Source organism: Mariniphaga sediminis (genome assembly GCF_003573545.1).
GTDB classification, from domain to species: domain Bacteria; phylum Bacteroidota; class Bacteroidia; order Bacteroidales; family Prolixibacteraceae; genus Mariniphaga; species Mariniphaga sediminis.
Genome location: NZ_QWET01000016.1, coordinates 1 through 19,246 on the forward strand (window position 1 = coordinate 1; position 19,246 = coordinate 19,246).

Sequence of the window (19,246 nt, forward strand, 5' to 3'; positions counted from 1 at the left end):
AATTTTAGAGTCCATATCAGAGCAAGGTTTTGTTTGTTAAATATTTAAATATAAGACACTTAAATATAAACAAAACTTTGCTTTTTTGCTAGCAATTTCTTAGGTTTCTTACATCGAACTGACGTTACCTAAGCTTTTTATTATCAATGGATAATAAAAAATCCGGAGTAGCAACCCCGGATTTTTTTGCTTATAAAATTTTCGCTATAAAAGATGCTTTTGCAACAGTGCTGTTAATACGATATTTCCCATTGAGAAAGGCCTCCGGTATCTGCCAAAAATCGAATGGCTTCCCGGTAGCTAATCATTTGGACATCGAGCAACATTTCAGGAGTAAAGACGATTGGATTACCCTCATTATCCTTACCGTTAGAAAACCCGTGACTTGGAGTCTCAATCACCACACTCAATGCACCGCAATGAAAATTCAAAGCAGCATCGATACTAAACAGCATCGGACGGGGCCTTTTCGCTTGTGCATCTGCTTCCACCTCTACATTATTTGTTCGCTGAAAACCATTTTCGGTAAATCCTTTATGCACATACCGGAACAATGAATCAAAAACAGCATTCATGGATGAATTTAACAAGGGACGCAGCATTAACGGATAAACTGCACCTGTATGCATATTCAATATTAAATCCGGTTTTTCTTTCTTTACCAAATCGAATAATAGTTTTGTTTCGGGCTGTTGATTGCCCAAAAAATCATCATGAACAATATTGACGCCCGCATCATTTGGATACCCACCCGGGAAAACCGGGGTAGAAAAGTCAAATGGAATTTGTTTTTTCACCTCTGGCCAGCCGGTAATGGTGCCGTCAGGATTTCCTCCAGTATTTAAATATTCTATAATCGTTTCATCTTCACCCCGGTATGGAGCCATACGAATTGGAACCCGGTTTCGCCCGTCAGGATTAAGAAGTGGGATTAAAATGATACGATCAAGTTGCTTGATCATATCCGTGATTTCCGGACGCAATTTTCCACTTAAGTCTTTCCCACTTTCCATAACAGAAAGCAAATTAACAACGCCCATAATGGTTTCTGTTTCAAAACCGTGCATGCCACCCATTCCTAAAAATACTTTCTTGTCATGGTCTGGCCCTCTGAAAGCTTGTACATCCCGGAATCCAAGTGATCCTGAATAGGTAGAAGTTCCTTTCCCTTTCCTGGGGTTGCCGTAAAAAACGCCAAAAATGGGACGTCCGCCCGCAGAAAGGCCAAGTTGTTTTACCTCTCCTTTCTTTATCCGTGTTTGCAAAAAATTTAAAATCTCGTCATTGGTAGTAATCCAAAAATCAGGTATGGTTTCACGTTCCCGAAGGTACTCCTTTGGCACCTGAAAAGTATGAATCCCTGGTTTTATGGTTACAGTCTCCTGTCCATCAAGTGAACCAAAAGAAAACAATCCGATAAAAAAACTGCTAAAAAAAATCAAAATATTTTTCATATATCAAAACATTTAAAATCAAATCTATACAAATAAAGACATGATTAATAATCTATAAGTTCATTTTTCGATATAAGGCTTCAAGGAAATAATAATCAGCATATACCAGCGGAACATCGATTTCGACGCCATGAGGAATACTTCCTACGCTGTGATTAAGAATAAAATAATTATTATTTCCGCTCGTATTCATGTATGCAGGTGACGACAATGATTCAAAAATGGTTGAAGCCGCTTCGAAATACCGGTCGGCATTGGCTGCCGAAAATGTTCCTAATTCAAACAAGGCAGAACAAATAATAGCAGCAGCAGAGGCATCCCTTGGAATTTCGGTAAACTTTGAGGCATCGTATCCCCATTTTGGATTCATTCCCGGCTCGCCAACATTAAAATCCCAGTAGGGGACCATATCTTCCGGAAGGTTGGGATGTTCCAGAATAAAATCCGCAATATTTTCTGCAAACTTCAGGAATACTTCATCTTTCGTGTACCTGTAACAGGTAGTGAATCCGTAAAGTCCCCATGCCTGGCCGCGAGCCCACGCGGACTCATCGGCAAATCCCTGATTGTTTCCCTGGTCGGCCGCGGTACCTGTAATTGTATCATAGTTTACCACATGAAAACACGAAAAATCATCGCGGTAATGATTTTCCATTGTAGTCAGTGCATGTTGTACCGCAATATTTTTAAAGGAATTGTCACCACTTAACCTGGTTGCCTCAAACAACAGCTCCAGATTCATCATATTATCAATAATAACAGGATAAAACCATTCGGTATGCCCATCCCAGGACCTTTTGTAATTCCATGATTTAATAATCTTCGCAACCGGATTATACCTTGTACTTAAAGATTGGGCTGCATTTATAATTACCTCCTCATACTCCGTTTTATCTGCAAACCTTAATCCATTCCCATAACTACAATTAATCATAAATCCGACATCATGGTCTGCTGTATAAAATTGAACCGGAGCCAATGCTTCAGTCCATTTTACAGCCTCTGTTTGCCATTTAGAATCTCCCGTAATTTCGTATAAATACCAAAGACTCCCGGGGAAAAACCCACTCGTCCAACCAAAAACACCCGTTGTTCTCAATTTCCCTTCTTCCATAATCGTCCTGGGAAATTTGGTGGAATCATCAACTTCTGACAGTACATTTTCGAACTGACCAACGACAAACTGCATCTTTTCATCGGCAGGTACAGCCTTCTTTTCTATACTATTACATGCCGAAAAATGAACTGCAAAACCGAATGTCAGTAAAAATAAAATGTAGTTTCTCATAACTGTTTATATATTTCTAAAAATTAGTAATCCCCAACTCTAAAACATTCCGTATCCTATCCGGAATAATTTCTTCATGCAAAATCAAGAACCAAGGCTAAAATAAATGATTTCAGACAACGAATAACCTGCTTTTAAAAAATCTGGGATACAAACAAAATGCATCCTACTTTCTGCGATATCCGTTGTGCTGCAAATCACTCCATCCATTGATGTCAAAAAAGCCCCCCCTAATATATCAGGAAGGGGCTTTAATCCTTAAAATGATCTAAATTTTATTATCCTAAAGCTCTCCCAGGTGTTCATAAGGAACATCCGGATTGGTATCCCACCACATTTTAGATAATAATTTATCGCCACCAATTCGATTTGACACTTCCTGATAATTCTGACTGTTAAAGTTAGCTTCCGCAAAAGGATACCTCAGCCTTCTCGGAATCTGACCATCTGTATCACCCTTCATGGAACCAATCAAAATTTTAGGATATCCTGTTCTTCTCCATTCGGCCCAGGCCTCAAAAGAATTAGGGAACAGGGCAATGTGTTTCTGGTTTATAATTTGCTCCAATTTTTCTTCGTTGGTACCAGCTAAAGATATGGCAGGATTATCCAGGAATGCAGTAATACTTTCCTCCTCAATTCCATCGTTTTCCATATCAGCCCTTATTCCGTTTTCATACCACACATCGGCACTTGTTTCTCCCAATCCTAAAAATAACTTTGCCTCTGCAAGAGCAAAACATACCTCGCTGTAATACATTACAGGTGCCTGAACAACAGCCGGCCTGTAAAGTGGGCCTATTTCTGATAATTCATTCCCCGGATAAAGTTCAATCTCGTCCTGCTCAAGACCAAGAGCTCTTCCTCTATATTCCAGAAGACTTAAATCGCCTGTAGTGTCGGCATCCAACTTTGAATTCACCGTTGGATTAACAAGAAGAGTCAAACGCGGGTCGTCGTTGTCTTTTAGATTATCCACAATCGGTCTTCCCATGTAGCCACCATAATACCTGTTGGCAAACAGTGCATTATATATTGGATTTTGATTCGCTTCAAAATCGGTTGAAGTCATAACAAATGCACTGTGGGAATTATTTTCCATCAAGTCTGCACTTAAAACTTCCCCTATATGTTGTTGTGCCAGAGCCTCATCAACATAACGAGCTCTAAGTGCCAATCTCAGGCGAAGTGAATTGGCAAACCTCCTCCATTTATCTGTATCCCCTTTATAAATTAAATCAGCCTCTCCATAACCAACCGTATTGTCATCCTCCAATTGAGCAGCGGCTTCTTTCAATTCCTTTAGCAAATCTTTGTAAATACTTTCCTGCGTATCGTATTTGGGCTGAGTAATTACATTTTCTCCACTTTTTACTGCCTCAGTGTAAGGAACATCTCCATAAATATCAGTCACATACTGAAAAATGTAAGCCCTCATAATCCGGGCAATAGCTGTTTTATTTACCTGTGCAGGCTCATCCTGGGTCAGACGAATAATTTCAGCCAGGTTAAGCAGGTTTTTATAAGCCCTGTTAAAATAGGTGGGTTCATCGCCACCCATAAATGGATAACTCCCGGAAGTGGCCGTATATCCTGAATATTGACCGGGAAGTCCACCCTCGGCGATACTATTTCCAATGGTCATTTCTTTCTGTACGCGTGTCAGCAATAAACCAACATCAACCTGATCTGCAGTCATTATAGCAGGATCAGTATTGAGTTCCTGAAAATCATCGGTACAAGCATTACTTATAAAAAATGCAATACCAATCAATAATAGTTGCTTAAATATTTTGTTCGTTTTCATATCTGTATCTTATTAAAATTAGTTGATAACAATCTTTAAAACTCTACAGTTAAGTTGAACCCAAAGCTCCTTGTTGATGGCAAGGTATATGATTCGGAACCTTGCGCACCTGAAGCAGAACTGAAGGCACCTTCCGGACTAATTCCTAGTCCTTCCATATTTTCATGGATGTATAATAAGTTCCTTCCAACAACAGACATTTTTATATTAGATACAGGAGTATTCCTCAAAAGGGAAGCCGGGAAAGAATAGCCTAAGCTCACCTCTCTCAAGGAAACATAGCTGGCATCCAGCACAAATTCTTCAATAATATCAGCACGAGTGTACCACCCATGCAGGAACAAACGTTCTAATTCAATATCACTTTTTTCTCCTGCCTGAAGATGCAACACCATATTCCCATTTTCATCTTCAACATAATAATCATTTTCCATTACACCGTCAGCAACGCCAACCCAATGGCCTTCCGCGTTTTCATAAACACCTTCTTCCGTAAATTTTGCCGTACCTCTTGCCGTTTGAATATATTTAGTACCAGACAACAGGTTACCCCCCATTTTAATATCGATAAGTGCCTTTAATGAGAAACCTTTATACGAAAAACGGTTAGTAATACCACCAATCCAATCTGGCTGGATATTTCCTAAAACCTTCACTTCATCCGGATCACGCTGGTACATTCCATTATCATTCAGAAGCTTTTCTCCTTTTTCGTTTCGTTTAAACGCGTACCCAACAATATTCCCAAAATCGTATCCGGGCCTGGCTTCAATTGTACCCCAGCGGTCGCGTGACATTTCGTGGGTTTCAATTCCATCAGCAAGTGAAACCACTTTCGATTTGTTTTTGGCGTAATTAAAGGTTACATCCCAACGAAAACTATTACTTAACTGAACAGGTGTTACGTCCAATAAAAGTTCCACACCTTCGTTTGTAATCTCACCAGCATTGATAACCATTTGCTCAAAACCAGTAGCAGAAGAGATATTTACCGGTAAAATCTGGTTTTTAGTTGATGAATTATAATACGTAAAATCAACCCTTACCCTGTTATCCAATAACCGGAGATCAGTACCGAATTCGTACGATTGAGTCAATTCATTTTTCAGGTCCGGATTAGGAATCCTTCGTTGAATTTCAGCTTGTCCCTGACCTTGTACTGTTTCAGAAAGACTTTGATAGCCAAAAGATGTCAAATACGGGCTTGAGTCATTACCAACCTCTGCATAACCAGCCCTGATTTTACCAAAATTGAGCACATTCGAATCCATCTGTAATGCATCGGTCAAAACAAAACTGGCTGTTGCCGATGGGTAAAAGAAAGAATAATTGTTCATTCCCAGAACAGATGACCAGTCATTTCTGGCAGTAAGGTCCAGGAACAAATAATTTTTGTATCCTAATTGCCCTGCAGCAAATACCGAATTCATTTCTCTTTGCACTTTACGATGACGCGGAGTTATCTGAGCGGCATTATCAATGTGATAAAGCCCCGGAGTACGAAGAGCAATTCCTTTCATTCCGGTCACCTCATTCTTTGAATACAGGTGACTGGCTCCTAAAGTTAACGAACCTGAAAAATTACTGGATAAATCTTTCTCTGCCATCAATAAAATATCACTGTTGTTTTCCATTACATGGAAGGTATAATTAGACACCAGACCTGTCCTTGCACTGGTAGTTCCTACAGCCCTCCGTTCAAATCGTTGGTCGGTATAGAAATCAGTCCCTGTTCTTGCCTGCAATGACAGCCAGTCTGTAAATTCATATTTTAATGATACAAAACCGATAACCCGGTCACGTGCATCCTCGTTTTGAATTTCGTTAATGGTCCAGTATGGATTCTCATATCTTGTTGTCCAGTTCACCGGGTTACCATTTTCATCTTTATAGTTTTTCAATCTATCCATGTCAATATGATTCGGCCATTGGATAAGCTGTGCCATTATGTTGGATGAATTAGCCGACAGTCCGGGTCGGTTATTCCCTTCATGGTGCACATAATTCACTTTGGCATCAATTGAAAACTTATCTGTAATATTGGTTGTACCCCTGAAGTTTATTGATTGCCTGTTATATTTACTTCCGGGAATTATTCCTTCATTTCTTAAATCTGACAAAGAAAGATAAAACGTAGATTGTTCATTTCCCCCCGTAAAAGATATGGTATTCGTTGCTGTGTACCCTGTTTGAAAGAAATTCCTGACATTTCCTTCCGGCTGTGGATTCATGGCCATAACTTTTGTAGGATCCTGCCAGTCTGCAACCAACTGACCTTCCAGCCTGGGACCAAAATAAGCAAACATCCTTGGATCAAGAACCTCATATTCTTTCCCGTCAATTATTGTGGTTCCTATGGGTTCAAAACCATCAGCAGAAAAATACCCCGGTCCAAATTTGTTCTGATAAGTGGGCAGGGTGGCAACATCTTCGAAAGTATAATTCGAATTCACCGAAATCCCCAGTCCTTTTCTTGCTTTTCCGGATTTAGTAGTAATTACAATAACCCCGTTTGCTGCACGTGCACCATAAAGTGCGGCAGCGTTAGGACCTTTCAAAACACTCATTGATTTAATATCGTCCGGGTTAAGATTTACAATACCATCACCATAATCCACACCACCACTGGCATAATGAGGCGAATCAAGGTTTTGGTTGTCAATAGGAATTCCATCTACAACATAGAGTGGTGCATCATTCCCGGAAATGGAACTATTACCCCGGATAACTACCCGCGATGAACCACCGGCCCCCGTTGCTATATTTGTTACCTGAACCCCTGCAACCTTACCTGCCAGGGAATTAGCTATGTTAGTTTCCCTTGCCTCAGTAAGTTCCTTACCTTCAACTTCCTGCACGGAATACCCCAGTGATTTGGTTTGCCTGCTTATACCAAGTGCAGTAACAACAACCTCATCCAAAGCTTCGGTTGACATCACCAGTTCCACATCCAATACTCCTGAACTGCCAATTTCTGCAACTTTTCGTTCCATTCCGATAAATGAAAATACAAGCACCTTAGCTTCTGAGGGCACACTAAGTGAGTATTTCCCATCTACATCAGTAACAGTTCCGAGACTCGAAACCCCCTGCACTACCACAGTAACTCCAGGCAGCGGAAGCCCATCAGAGGCAGAAGTCACTGTACCTTTTATAGAACGTTGCTGTGCATATACACCACTGATTAAAGTGAGTAATAATGTAAACGTTACAATAAGATGTTTTTTCATAAGATTTAAAAATTTATAATTTAAAATTCTCTATTCCAGTAGCTGACCAAATGATTCAAAACGAAATACCTCAATCACACTACAAACACGCCGCTAATTTATTATATAATTTTAAACAATTCTTATTTTTTGTTATTTTTTTTTAATAAATCTTTCATAACATCACAAAAAGAAACTTATATAAAGTATTTTTACTTTACTAAAAAAAGCAGAATACGAACCTAATGCACCATAAAGCAAAAGCACTATTCGATACATAAAAAACTAATAGACAACATACTAAATAATATAAACATAATAAAATACTACTAGCCTACGCACTATGGTTCAAATGATCCATCGCAGTTGAACCTTAAAAGATGAAAAACGAAATGAAAATATTACAAAATGGTTCAACAAAGCCTAACAGTATCTTTTTCAAGATTACCTCCTACCTTTGTTATTTACTGAATCTCCTGTATACCCTTAAGAAAGGGCTATTCAACATAAATAAGACCTGAACAATTTCAATATCTATCCTTTTACCATGCTACTCAAAAAAGGAATTGATTTGCATTATTTTGACACAAATATCTTTTGAAACCTTACTTTTGTCATATTTTTGTCGCTTTTTTTTATTAGCCCTCATTAAAGTCACTTAACAACATTACCGCATGACTCATTCCGGAATAACTCCCACTCCTGCTTTATAAATTGCATAGCGCCCCTGAATCAATATTTCCTCCATAGAATTCTTGCGGACAAGAAAACCATTAAAAGTTTTGTTTGTAGATTTCACTTCTTTTAATCAGCCTACCGCAAGCCTTGCTGGCTATTTTAAGTGCAATTAACCCTGTGTGATTTGAAATTCACTTATGAATGGAAATATTTGGCAGAGACCAAATTCCATAAGAGAAGAAGGCCCTGGATATTATCTTCTACCCTTCCTCGAAATACATGTACGATATAATAAGAATCCTGTCTATTAATTATTGGTGCGCATTTATTTCAACAGGCAAGGCCCTAAGTGCGACTGTGACTATTCAATCCACACCAAACTGTTTTTTTGCCGTTTGCTTAAATCGTTCGTAATCTTCAAATGCTGTTGTTCCACCGGCTGCTGTTGTCGACACCGCACCGGTCAGGTTCCCAAACTTTTGGCATTCAGCAATCTCTTTCCCTTGTATAAATTTATAGATAAACCCTGCATTAAAACTATCCCCGGCGCCGATCGCGTCCACCACATTTTTATTTAAGAATGCCGGCATTTCAACAAGTTGCCCCTCACAAAAAACCACAGACCCCTTGTTCCCTCTTTTAATTACTAAAATATTGGCATACTCCTTAACTGCCTCAATTGCCTCATCCATAGTGTTCTTCCCTGTCAACAACTTTAACTCTGTTTCATTTGGAAGAAAAACATCCACGTGAGGAAGAACGTCAGCAACATCCAACTTCCAGGTCTCCTTTGGATCCCATTGCATATCAAACGATGTTGTTAAGCCATTAGCCTTGGCCTTTCTGAATAAATCACCCAGACTACCCCACATCCCCGGTTGAAGGAAGTACGAAGAAAAATGGAGATGTCGGGCTTTTTTCAGCTCGTCGTCACCAATATCGTCAATTGTCAGATAATCCATTGCTCCGGGATATGTTGTATTTGCCCTGTCTTCGTCCACATTCAAAATTACAGTAGCGCCTGTCCCTAAACTATCATCCACCTTAATCATTGATATATCGACTTTATTTTTCTGAAGGCTTTCGAGTACAACCTCTCCGAATTTATCTTTTCCTATTTTCCCAATAAATGCAACCCGGGCTCCCAAACTGGAAATATTACTGGCAAAAATGGCAGATGAACTTCCCAACGTTAATGTCATTCGCTGAGCCAGTACTTCTTTCCCCACCTCGGGAAATTTTTCAATTTCATCAAGGATAAGGTCAACATTTAATTCCCCAACAACCAATACATCGTACATTTTTTCCATTTTAAACACCTAATTATTTATTATTGTAATATCTCCAAACTGACACATTCAAAATCCTGTGAGGTCTTTAGCAGTTACATCAGGCTCCCAAAACCAATAAAGTCTGGAAACAAACTAGACCAAAGCAATAAAAATATCTTTCTATACTGACAAAACACATCCCGAATTCATTCAATTTATACTATTTTTTGCTTCTCCCGGAATTTTATGACTCTACTTATTTCAATAGTCAAACTTATAAAAAATAATAATTTGATAAGGTTTGCTAAGAAAATAAAACTTTTTATTTTTACAAAACCATTTTAATGAAATAAAATGACAACAATTATTATTTGTGCTTTTCATCATACAATAGAATAAACTGCAAAAAAGAGATCCCGATAAATGGTGTAATATTTCATTCGTAAAATGAAGCAGGAATAGAGTACAATACATGAGTTCATTGATAAACTTTCGATTTTAGCAAAGTATACATTTACACTGAACAGGATTGCAAACAGCTCTCCACATAGTGATTGACGATCAAACACTTAGTTTGATGTTGCAATTATTATCTTGCTAATCTTCAAGAAGTGTCAACATAAAGAAAAAAATACAAAAATTGAACAAGATGAAAAAAACAATTCAAATCGGGCTCGCCTTGTTACTTTTTACGGTAGCTGGCTGCCAAAAACAAAATGAGGAAGAATTTCCTGCAGAACTGGTCCATTTTAAACCCTACGAAAATAATCCTGTTTTCAGTGGTAGCGGAACAGGGACATGGGACAATCAAATAAGAGAACGTGGCTACATTCTGTTTGAAAACGGGGTTTACAAAATGTGGTATTCAGGATATAACGGCGGCGACAGCACCGAAAAACATTTGGGCTATGCCACTTCAACAGACGGTATTAACTGGAAACGTGATGCCGGCAATCCCATTTTTGATAAAAAATGGACGGAAGATATGTTTGTCTTTAAAAACAACGATATATATTATATGTATGCGGAGGGAAACAATGATGTCGCCCATTTGCTGACTTCTACAGACGGGATACAGTGGAAGGAAGAAGGCGATCTGACTATCCTCAAAACCAATGGTGACACTATTCCTTCACCTTACGGAACGCCAACAGTTTGGATAGAAGATGGTAAATGGTATCTTTTTTATGAACGTAATGATTTGGGAATCTGGCTGGCCACATCCGATGACAAAATCACATGGACGAACGTACAGGATGAACCGGTGATTAAAATGGGGCCGGAAGAATATGATGCCGCGGCAGTAGCTGCCAACCAGGTAATAAAACACAAAGGCCGGTATTACATTTATTACCACGGCTCTACCAATCCTAACTGGGCGGATCCAAATGAGAATGCACTATGGACCTCCAGTGTGGCCATGTCAACAGACCTCATCCATTGGAAAAAATATCCGGGGAATCCGATTGTTGAAGGCGACCATTCCAGCCCCATTCTTGTGTTTGATGGAGAAAAATATAATCTGTTCACCATGCATGATATTGTTTGGCTTTATTTCCCTGACTAACTATTGAAAGGCGCTTATTCGATAAAATTATATCGATTTCGCCACAATGGAGTCCCGTATAAGAACGACATAAAATACTGACAATAAAACAAGGAGGAGACGCCTGGTATTTGATTCAGCGAAATACACACTCCACCGGTTGCCCGTTTTAAAACCAAGGACAAACAGAAATATTGAAAGTTCGTAACTTAATGAAATAAATCAAAAACAGAAATGGCATAAAAACATAATAGTTCTGTCCTCTTTTTCAAGGAAATATTCGTTATTAGCTATTAAATAGTTTTTTTTGAAACGCATTGTACTATCTTTGTAATATTAATCAGTCAAAGCAACATTATACTATGAGTCGATCATCTAATAAGTCAACCGTATCAAGAAGGGCAAAAATACTTGAAGAGCTTGCAAACAAAGGTGAGGTGTCTGTAAAAGAACTAAGCAAGATGTTCAGTATAAGCGAAGTAACCATTCGAAATGATTTGGGGCATTTAGAAAAACAAAACATGTTAATCCGTGCACGCGGCGGAGCAATTAAAATCAAATTTTATCGAATTGGCAAGGATCCTTCAATTGCCGAAAAACAAAAAGAATTTCTGAAAGAAAAACAACGGATTGCCAAGGCTGCCATTAAATTACTTAATGATGGTGATACTATTGTATTAGACTCAGGATCAACCACCACAGAAATTGCAAAAAATCTGGAGCAACTTAACAATCTTACCATCATTACGAATGCCTTAAATATTGCCAGCATCCTTGCTGAATATGAAGGTATAAACATCTTTATGCCGGGCGGCTCCCTTCGTAAAAAGTCATTATCTCTTGTTGGCGTGCTCGCTGATGAAAACTTTGAAAAATTTTACTGTGATAAACTTTTTCTGGGCGCCGACGGATTCGACACAACCCATGGATTATCCACCCATGATTCTGAGGAAGCCCATCTTAATCAAATAATGATCAAAATTGCCCGGAAAGTGATTGTTGTTGCCGACTCAAGTAAATTTGAAAGAAGACGTTTTGCATTTATTGGCCCAATCTCCGACGTTGACATAGTTATCACTGACTCAGGAATTAGTAGTGAACATAAAGAGAGACTGGAAAAAAATGGCGTAGAAGTCATCATTGCTTAGAAGTGTTTTAACCAAGCACATAACCCGCTTCACATGCTATTTTTGTAAAAACAGAGTAAAACGGGAAATTACTTTTGCATTACCATTTTTACTTTTTGGCAATTCGGTCATTTTTTTTTATTTTCCATTTTAATAATTATACAGAAGAAAATGACAGAAATAATTCGTCCCACCTTAGTTATTGACAAAGAGGTTTGCTTGCGCAATATTGAAAAAATGGCGCAAAAAGCAAAAGATTTTAACCTGCGTTTCCGGCCACACTTCAAAACACACCAGTCAGCTGTTATTGGAGATTGGTTTCGAATGTATGGTGTGGAGGCTATTACGGTTTCTTCCATTCAAATGGCAGAATATTTTACCCAAAACGGATGGGATGACATAACGGTTGCATTTTCTGTAAATATACTTGAAATCAACAACATAAAAAGACTGGCTGCCAATATAAACCTGAATGTACTGGTGGAAAATAAGGAGGCTGCTACAGTATTATCCAATCAAATCAGTCAGCCACTGGGAGTTTACATCAAAATTGACACCGGCACCAACCGTACCGGAATTGACGCCTCCAAAATACGATTAATCGATACTATTCTGGATATTCTTTCTACAAACAAAAAAATTACATTCAAGGGTTTTCTTTCGCATAACGGAGAAACGTATTCAGCTCGTTCCACAAATGAAATTTTCAGCCGGCATTTTGACGCGTTACTTAAGTTGAAATCATTAAAGCAACGGTATAAAACCCAGTTCCCAAATGTTGAAGTAAGCATTGGGGATACTCCGTCGTGTTCTATTTGCAATAATTTCGACGGAGTAGATGAAATCAGGCCGGGCAATTTTGTTTTTTACGATTTGATGCAGCAAAATTTGGACGTATGCGGATTTGATGATATTGCGGCGCGAATGACCTGCCCCGTTGTCGCCAAACACCCTTCGCGAAACGAAGTAGTCATATACGGCGGAGCCATCCATCTTTCGAAAGACTCTCTTCCCAATATCGACGGCAAACACTTTTTTGGCCGCATTGCAATCAATATAAACGGGGAGAAAAAACTACTGAACAAAAGAAATTACGTAACCCGGCTTTCACAGGAACATGGCGTTTTAAAAGTTTCGCAAAAGAATTTTGGACTGTTCAATATTGGGGACTTGGTTGAAATCATACCCATTCATTCATGTCTCACAGCCAATCTTGCCAGAAAATACCTGACAACCGATGGAGAAGAAATAGCCATGATAAATTCCTGAACTCTTTTCCTGAACATATTTCCCGTTATTTTGACATACAACTTCTCCCGTTAAGAATTCAGGCTTACAATTCCTTCTGCCGGAATAAAACGGCTCCGGATTACACAATAACCCCGACGTTAAAAAAGGCTGGTAAACGAAAGTCGCCAACCTATCCGTTACATCCGGACAAAGGGAATATCATTTCGTTAAGATAGTTGATGTCCCCGGGAATCCAACACCTCCAGGCTCCTGCACAGGGCTTCCATATAAGCGGTTACCGGATACATCTTTTCATCGTACCACAATGAGGCAAAATATAGCCCGATAGGAGCTGATTTTAATCCGTTTTCGAGGTAAAACAAGTTGAGCCATTTCAACCCCGCCTCACGTATTTTACGGTTTTCTTTCGCCATAAGTGCCGAAACTGCCAACGCTGTTTCTTCCATTGTCCCGGTGATATTCTTTGCACCGCCCCAACTTCCGTCAGAATTTTGTACCGATATTAGAAACCGGCCTCCCTTTTCAATAAGCAGGTTTATACGTTGCTTCAATTCATCCGGTATCCATTCAAAACTCACGGCATCTTTTAAATAAGTAAGCACCTTCGCCGTTCCGTAAACCGGATTGACATGCCCGGGCACCTGTTGATTCCCGAACCAAAGCGGCAACCAACTCCCATCTTCCTTCTGATGATATTCAAGATAAAACAACGCTTTTCCCACAGCTTTTTTCAATTTTCTCTTTTTCCACCGGGAAAGTTCACTCTGATAGTTTTCCAATGCTGCTGAAATAGCCAGCAAGCTGTGCCCAGTCAGGTCGGAACAACTCTGATCAAAAGGCAATTTACCCCACCCCCTGGAAAATGTAGGGAAACCACCATCCTTATTTTGAAGGAAAACCAACCAATTGCAGGCAGCAAGTATTTCCTTCTTAACCATCATTTTAGGCTGAAGCTGCATCAATGCCAGAATTGCTCCGGGGGTATCGTCGCCATCAGGAACCGCCCCCGGATGATTTGTCCACCCCCATCCTCCGGGGCGGGTACCGTTAAACGGATGCACCTTGTCATTCTGATTCAATTTGAAGTGATCTGCAATTTTATCCTGCAAATCACTGTTCAAAAAACCGGGAAGACAGGAACGAAAAGACTTCACTGCAAGGGAAGTTACCCAGATTGATAAATCAACATCAATAGGCCACCCCCCATCTTCACGTTGTGTGGCTTTCAAAAACCGAATGCCTTTTTTTACAACTTCCAACTCAGCATAACCTGCATTTATCAGACTCAATGCGACAAAAGCTGTTAACGGTACAGCTTCGAGGAATCCACCACTTTTCGGGACCATACGATGCAGAACTTTAAGCGCCTTTGGAATGGAAAACCGGCGAACAAAGCGCCAAAACAAACCAGAACTTTTTTTTCTGAAAATGACAATCCCCACTGCCACCAGTGCCGGAATAGCGTAACTCACCACACTTAGGTTCAGCATCCTGTAAAAACGCCGCGGCAACAACGACAACTCAAATGGCAACTGCGGGATGTGTTTGAAGGCTTCCTCCCCTGGAACACCGCAAAGCCCGCACATGGCTAAAATAGGTACCGAAAAAGTATAATCTTTCTTATAATAATTCAAAATTGCTTCTGCCAACTGAGGTGAATGCACATCAATTTTTTGGCTGGCAAGGTACCCGGCAATTCTTTCCTGGAAAGAATGTACCCACTCCTCTTTATCCCTGAACAAATTGACTGTAGCATAAACCAGCAGGCTGGTACTCACGTTCCCCGGACTTTCGGGAGTATCGCCAAAACTACCATCCAGGTTAATGTTCGAACTTAACCAATTCAATCCTCTCTCAATCTCCCGGGCATGTACCATCCGGTCATCAAAACAAAGCGCAGCCACAGCTACTGCCACCGCCAGTGCACTGGAAGAAAGCCGGCCTTCCCAATAGCCTTCCGGTTTCAGGTCTGAAACCAGGCCCCTTCCCAGTTCGTTTATCCGTTGTTCCAACTCTTCTTTATACATTGCTATATTAATGTTCCCAAAGCCAGCAGGCCGTAAAATGTATACTCCAAATCCCGTACTTCATCGCCGTTCCCTGCAAGAAAAGCTCCTGAATCATAACTTCCCTGGATAAATTCAAGACAGTCAGGAGCCACCATCCGCAAATCTGTGTCTGTTGCTTTTAAAGCAAACAAAACTACGGCGGTTGACAACAAATCCGCTTCTTCCACATTTCTGAATGCCTTAAACCCTTTTCCTTTTTCAAAATGGAACAACAATGCTTTTTTCTCCCGGTTTACTGATAATCCCACCTTATATCGAATCAGAGTCAATGCGGCATAAATACTGCCGGGCGACTCCACAGGAAGAGGATAAAAAAACAAAATTATACGGGCAAAAAAATGAATCATCTTCCCCTGATAAAAGGCATCAAAAACCAGAAAAAAAAGAAAAAGCCGGTAAAAAATACTTTGATTACTTTCTCTAAATGCCATTTTCAAAAGTTTCAAAAAAGACGGCTTTTGAAAATCTTCTTCAAAAAGGGAAATGCGAATAAGCAAAGAAGCAAGGGCATCTACCGTTCCGGATCTTTCATGCTGCTTTTCTCCAACAAAACTTTTATGATTTTCGAGCGTCTCCGGCATATCAAGAGCTGCAGAAAGCCAAACGCCAAAAAGGGAGTAATAAAAATCAGAACGGCCGCCACGGTCAGTAAAACCTCCGTTAGGATGCTGACACGATCTTATAAACTCTTTTACCTCGCGTTGATTTTCATTTTCGAGCGTAGAAAAACCTTTCTTTACCAATCCGATGAGCTGGCTGTATAATGGCTTTCCTGAATTCCTGTTGTTCACTCGCTTATTCTTTAAAAATCTTTCCCATCACACCGTAAAGGCCCAAACGCAATTTCTGGTTCCGAAGATTATCCAGCTCCACATAACATTCTCCCGTGTACTTTTGGAGATACATCTTCGCTTTTTCTTCCAGATTAAACTTTTCAATATTTCGTCTAAAAAGGGGGATATTATTTTCATTTAGAATTCGAGAAAACTCATGGTCAGATCTTTTCATCTTTTCCTGCAACAAAACCAGCAAAAAAGGATAATCAAAAAGATTACCGGATGGGTTTCCTTCCTGAAATTCATTCAAATCGTCGCGAATCTGATACGCTATTCCAAAAGATTCTGAAAACCGGGTCAGGGATTCTTGTTCAGGCAGCGAAGCCTCACCGGCAATGGCACCAATGAGCAGAGCTACCTTCACAGCCTCCCCTGTTTTCAGTCTGAAAATCCGGATTACATCATCCACTGATTTTTCAACTATCTGTGAATTCAATAATATATCGGCTCCCTGACCTTTTACCAGCTTTAAATGAGAATCGGCTACTAAACCCAAACAATCGGCTAAAACTGTTGATTTCAGGGGTATTTGCGAAAGAAACCAGTATCCTTTCCCAATAAGGTAATCACCAACATTAATTGCCATAGGAACACCTTCACTTTGATGTAAAACCGGTTGTCCGTATCGCACCTCTTCGTCATCTTCAATATCGTCGTGAACCAGCGAAGCCTTATGAAAACATTCGATAACCCAGGCAAGGCTTTTTTGAACACTTTCAGAAGGACTTTCAGAATAAGCCTGGTAAGCCAGTGCAGCCAGAAGTGGCCGAATACGTTGCCCTCCCATGCCAACAATTTTAAGGGCCAGTTTCTCTGTTTCATCCCCGGCAGAAAAAACAGCGTTCAACACAGGGGGTTGAAAATACTCACTCACCCGGTTTTTTAGCAGGGAAACGGAAAGTGGTGTGTGTTGACTTTCCCCGCTAAACGACTCCATCACTTCAAACAGCCACTGGTAATCAAAGCTGGTATTTGAGCAACCATCTTCCAACAAGGGAATGCCAATGCCCGGAACGGCTGAGCGCATTACCGGCTCAAACGAACGTTGCAGCACCGGCATACAACTCACCCCGATAACCGCATCAATGGCCCCCTCTTCCACCAGGCCAATGGCCACTGTTGTTCCTTCAGCTACCAGTGTGGTGTAGCCTAACTTTTCCGCCTTTTGTAAAATGGAATCAATGCGACAATTCTGACAGCCGGCACAAACCAATCCCAACTCATCAAAAACCCCCTGGCATTGGGTGTCGTTATGAAGACACTGCGGCAACAGTAGCAACCTCCGGTGAAAAGGAGTGGCCAGTACGGTTTCACACCAAATTTCGTTTCCAAGTAATACCATGATAAAATCCGGAAAATCTCCGTTCACCCCTGGCTGACTCAAGATTTCTTTTGCAGCATCTGCCAATGTTTCAAAGTTAACGGGCGGAAGAATCCGGTTTTCTGAAATAAACATACGGATCCTGTGTCGTAAATCATTTCTGATTTCCGGCTGTTGGGGAACTTTCAATATGCGGTTTATTTCAAACATATTTTATCCGTATGCTCCCAGTCCCCAAAATGCTTTCTTTTTTGCAAACCGGTACATCCAACTTTTTTCCCGCACAGGAGCGGCTGAACCATGACTGGGAACAGGTGCCATCTTTCGCAACCGCTCAGTTTCATTGCCCCTCCCCGAAGTATCAATGGCAGCATGTTTTTCTGCTATTTCAACAACCCAATCCGGGTTTTCCATAAGAATACAACCGGAGGTTTTCTGCGGAATTTCCTGCCTCAACGATTTCAGAAAAGTGGAAGAGCGGTACAACTCATCCAATGGTTTTTCCCCGACCCGATCAGCCGAAAACTGAATAACCGGGCAAGGTTCAACATACCCCGCCGCATTGATGTGATGACTAAGCCCCGAAGCTGCCGGGCACAATCCGTTGCCATTTTCATCCCAATAAGCATCAACAATCACAATATCGAACTTCAAACGGGCGTCTACCATAAACTGCCTTAGTTTGTGAATTTCTTCTTTGCTGAGCGCCAGCTCCATGGATGGATTTTCTCCCACCGGACGGTAAATATAATACCACAGGTACGCCACATTCTTCCGGATTAATCCGTTTATAAATTCCGGTGAAAGGGCCAGTTCCAGGTTCGATTTACACACACTCATGGCTACTCCGGTAAAAAGTCCGGCACCGGTAGCAACTTCGATTGCATCATTGGTACGGCGGTAAATATCTTTTCCCCCGCGGCGAATGTCTGCCACCTGCTCATCTCCTTCAAAACTAATTAGCGGCGTAACATTGGAACACCGGCGTAACTCTTCGGCCACCGAAGGCGTAAGCAATGTTCCGTTGGTAAACAGTTGAAAATAACAATCAGAATGTTTTCTGAAAATATCTAGCAAAGGCTTATACAATAGTGGTTCGCCACCCAGAATACCAAAAAAATAGGATCCCATTGCTTTGGTTTCAGAAATAATCTGATTCAGCATTTCGGGTTCCATTCGATTGTTTTTCTCTTTCCCGGTTACCCAGCATCCCTGACAATGTAAATTGCAATCGTCGGTGACCGAAATAAAATGAAACGCCGGAAAAAACTCTCCCTTTTTCAGCCGCCGCTGAAAACGGTTAAAACCAAACGCTCCCTTAACCCCCAGGTTGTAAATCATTTTCCAAAGGCAACGCTTATCGGTATGCCATACTATTCTTCTTAACAT

The 19,246-nt window shown here is 40.4% G+C and carries 12 protein-coding genes; 3 read left to right on the forward strand and 9 right to left on the reverse strand.

The window, feature by feature from the left end; translation table 11 throughout:
• Positions 1-233: 233 nt before the first annotated feature.
• The 5 genes from D1164_RS17595 to D1164_RS17615 all read right to left on the reverse strand — a co-directional run bounded on the left by D1164_RS17595 (position 234) and on the right by D1164_RS17615 (position 9,746).
• The gene (locus D1164_RS17595; RefSeq protein ID WP_119351215.1) at positions 234-1,454 is read right to left on the reverse strand and encodes a M14 family zinc carboxypeptidase; all 1,221 of its coding nucleotides are present in this window, start codon (positions 1,452-1,454) and stop codon (positions 234-236) included.
• Between the two features lie 52 nt (positions 1,455-1,506).
• Positions 1,507-2,742 carry an AGE family epimerase/isomerase gene (locus D1164_RS17600; RefSeq protein WP_119351216.1) on the reverse strand — a complete coding sequence of 412 codons (1,236 nt, stop codon included), beginning with the start codon at positions 2,740-2,742 and terminating at the stop codon, positions 1,507-1,509.
• 283 nt (positions 2,743-3,025) lie between these two features.
• Entirely contained in the window at positions 3,026-4,549 is a 1,524-nt protein-coding gene (locus D1164_RS17605) for a SusD/RagB family nutrient-binding outer membrane lipoprotein (RefSeq protein WP_119351217.1), read from the reverse strand.
• A 35-nt stretch (positions 4,550-4,584) separates the two neighbouring features.
• Positions 4,585-7,779, reverse strand: coding sequence for a SusC/RagA family TonB-linked outer membrane protein (locus D1164_RS17610; protein WP_119351218.1), 3,195 nt, complete (start codon positions 7,777-7,779; stop codon positions 4,585-4,587).
• A 1,022-nt stretch (positions 7,780-8,801) separates the two neighbouring features.
• Positions 8,802-9,746 carry a carbohydrate kinase family protein gene (locus tag D1164_RS17615; RefSeq protein WP_119351219.1) on the reverse strand — a complete coding sequence of 315 codons (945 nt, stop codon included), beginning with the start codon at positions 9,744-9,746 and terminating at the stop codon, positions 8,802-8,804.
• 610 nt (positions 9,747-10,356) lie between these two features.
• Between D1164_RS17615 and D1164_RS17620 the strand changes: the two genes are divergently transcribed.
• The 3 genes from D1164_RS17620 to D1164_RS17630 all read left to right on the forward strand — a co-directional run bounded on the left by D1164_RS17620 (position 10,357) and on the right by D1164_RS17630 (position 13,649).
• Positions 10,357-11,274, forward strand: coding sequence for a glycoside hydrolase family 130 protein (locus D1164_RS17620; RefSeq protein WP_119351220.1), 918 nt, complete (start codon positions 10,357-10,359; stop codon positions 11,272-11,274).
• Positions 11,275-11,615: 341 nt separating this feature from the next.
• Positions 11,616-12,401, forward strand: a complete 786-nt coding sequence (agaR, locus tag D1164_RS17625) for a transcriptional repressor AgaR (RefSeq protein ID WP_119351221.1) — start codon at positions 11,616-11,618, stop codon at positions 12,399-12,401.
• 150 nt (positions 12,402-12,551) lie between these two features.
• Entirely contained in the window at positions 12,552-13,649 is a 1,098-nt protein-coding gene (locus D1164_RS17630) for an alanine racemase (protein WP_119351222.1), read from the forward strand.
• 188 nt (positions 13,650-13,837) lie between these two features.
• Here D1164_RS17630 and D1164_RS17635 read toward each other — a convergent pair whose 3' ends face one another.
• Genes D1164_RS17635 through D1164_RS17650 form a run of 4 tightly spaced genes read right to left on the reverse strand, consistent with a single transcriptional unit; the run spans position 13,838 to position 19,246 of the window.
• Positions 13,838-15,658 (reverse strand): prenyltransferase/squalene oxidase repeat-containing protein, encoded by a 1,821-nt coding sequence (locus D1164_RS17635; RefSeq protein ID WP_119351223.1) that lies wholly within the window; start codon positions 15,656-15,658, stop codon positions 13,838-13,840.
• Positions 15,659-15,660: 2 nt separating this feature from the next.
• Positions 15,661-16,491 carry a prenyltransferase/squalene oxidase repeat-containing protein gene (locus D1164_RS17640; RefSeq protein ID WP_119351224.1) on the reverse strand — a complete coding sequence of 277 codons (831 nt, stop codon included), beginning with the start codon at positions 16,489-16,491 and terminating at the stop codon, positions 15,661-15,663.
• 4 nt (positions 16,492-16,495) lie between these two features.
• Entirely contained in the window at positions 16,496-18,067 is a 1,572-nt protein-coding gene (locus D1164_RS17645) for a polyprenyl synthetase family protein (protein ID WP_119351225.1), read from the reverse strand.
• Positions 18,068-18,070: 3 nt separating this feature from the next.
• Positions 18,071-19,246: a radical SAM protein gene (locus D1164_RS17650; protein WP_119351226.1), complete on the reverse strand. Its 1,176-nt coding sequence runs from the start codon at positions 19,244-19,246 to the stop codon at positions 18,071-18,073.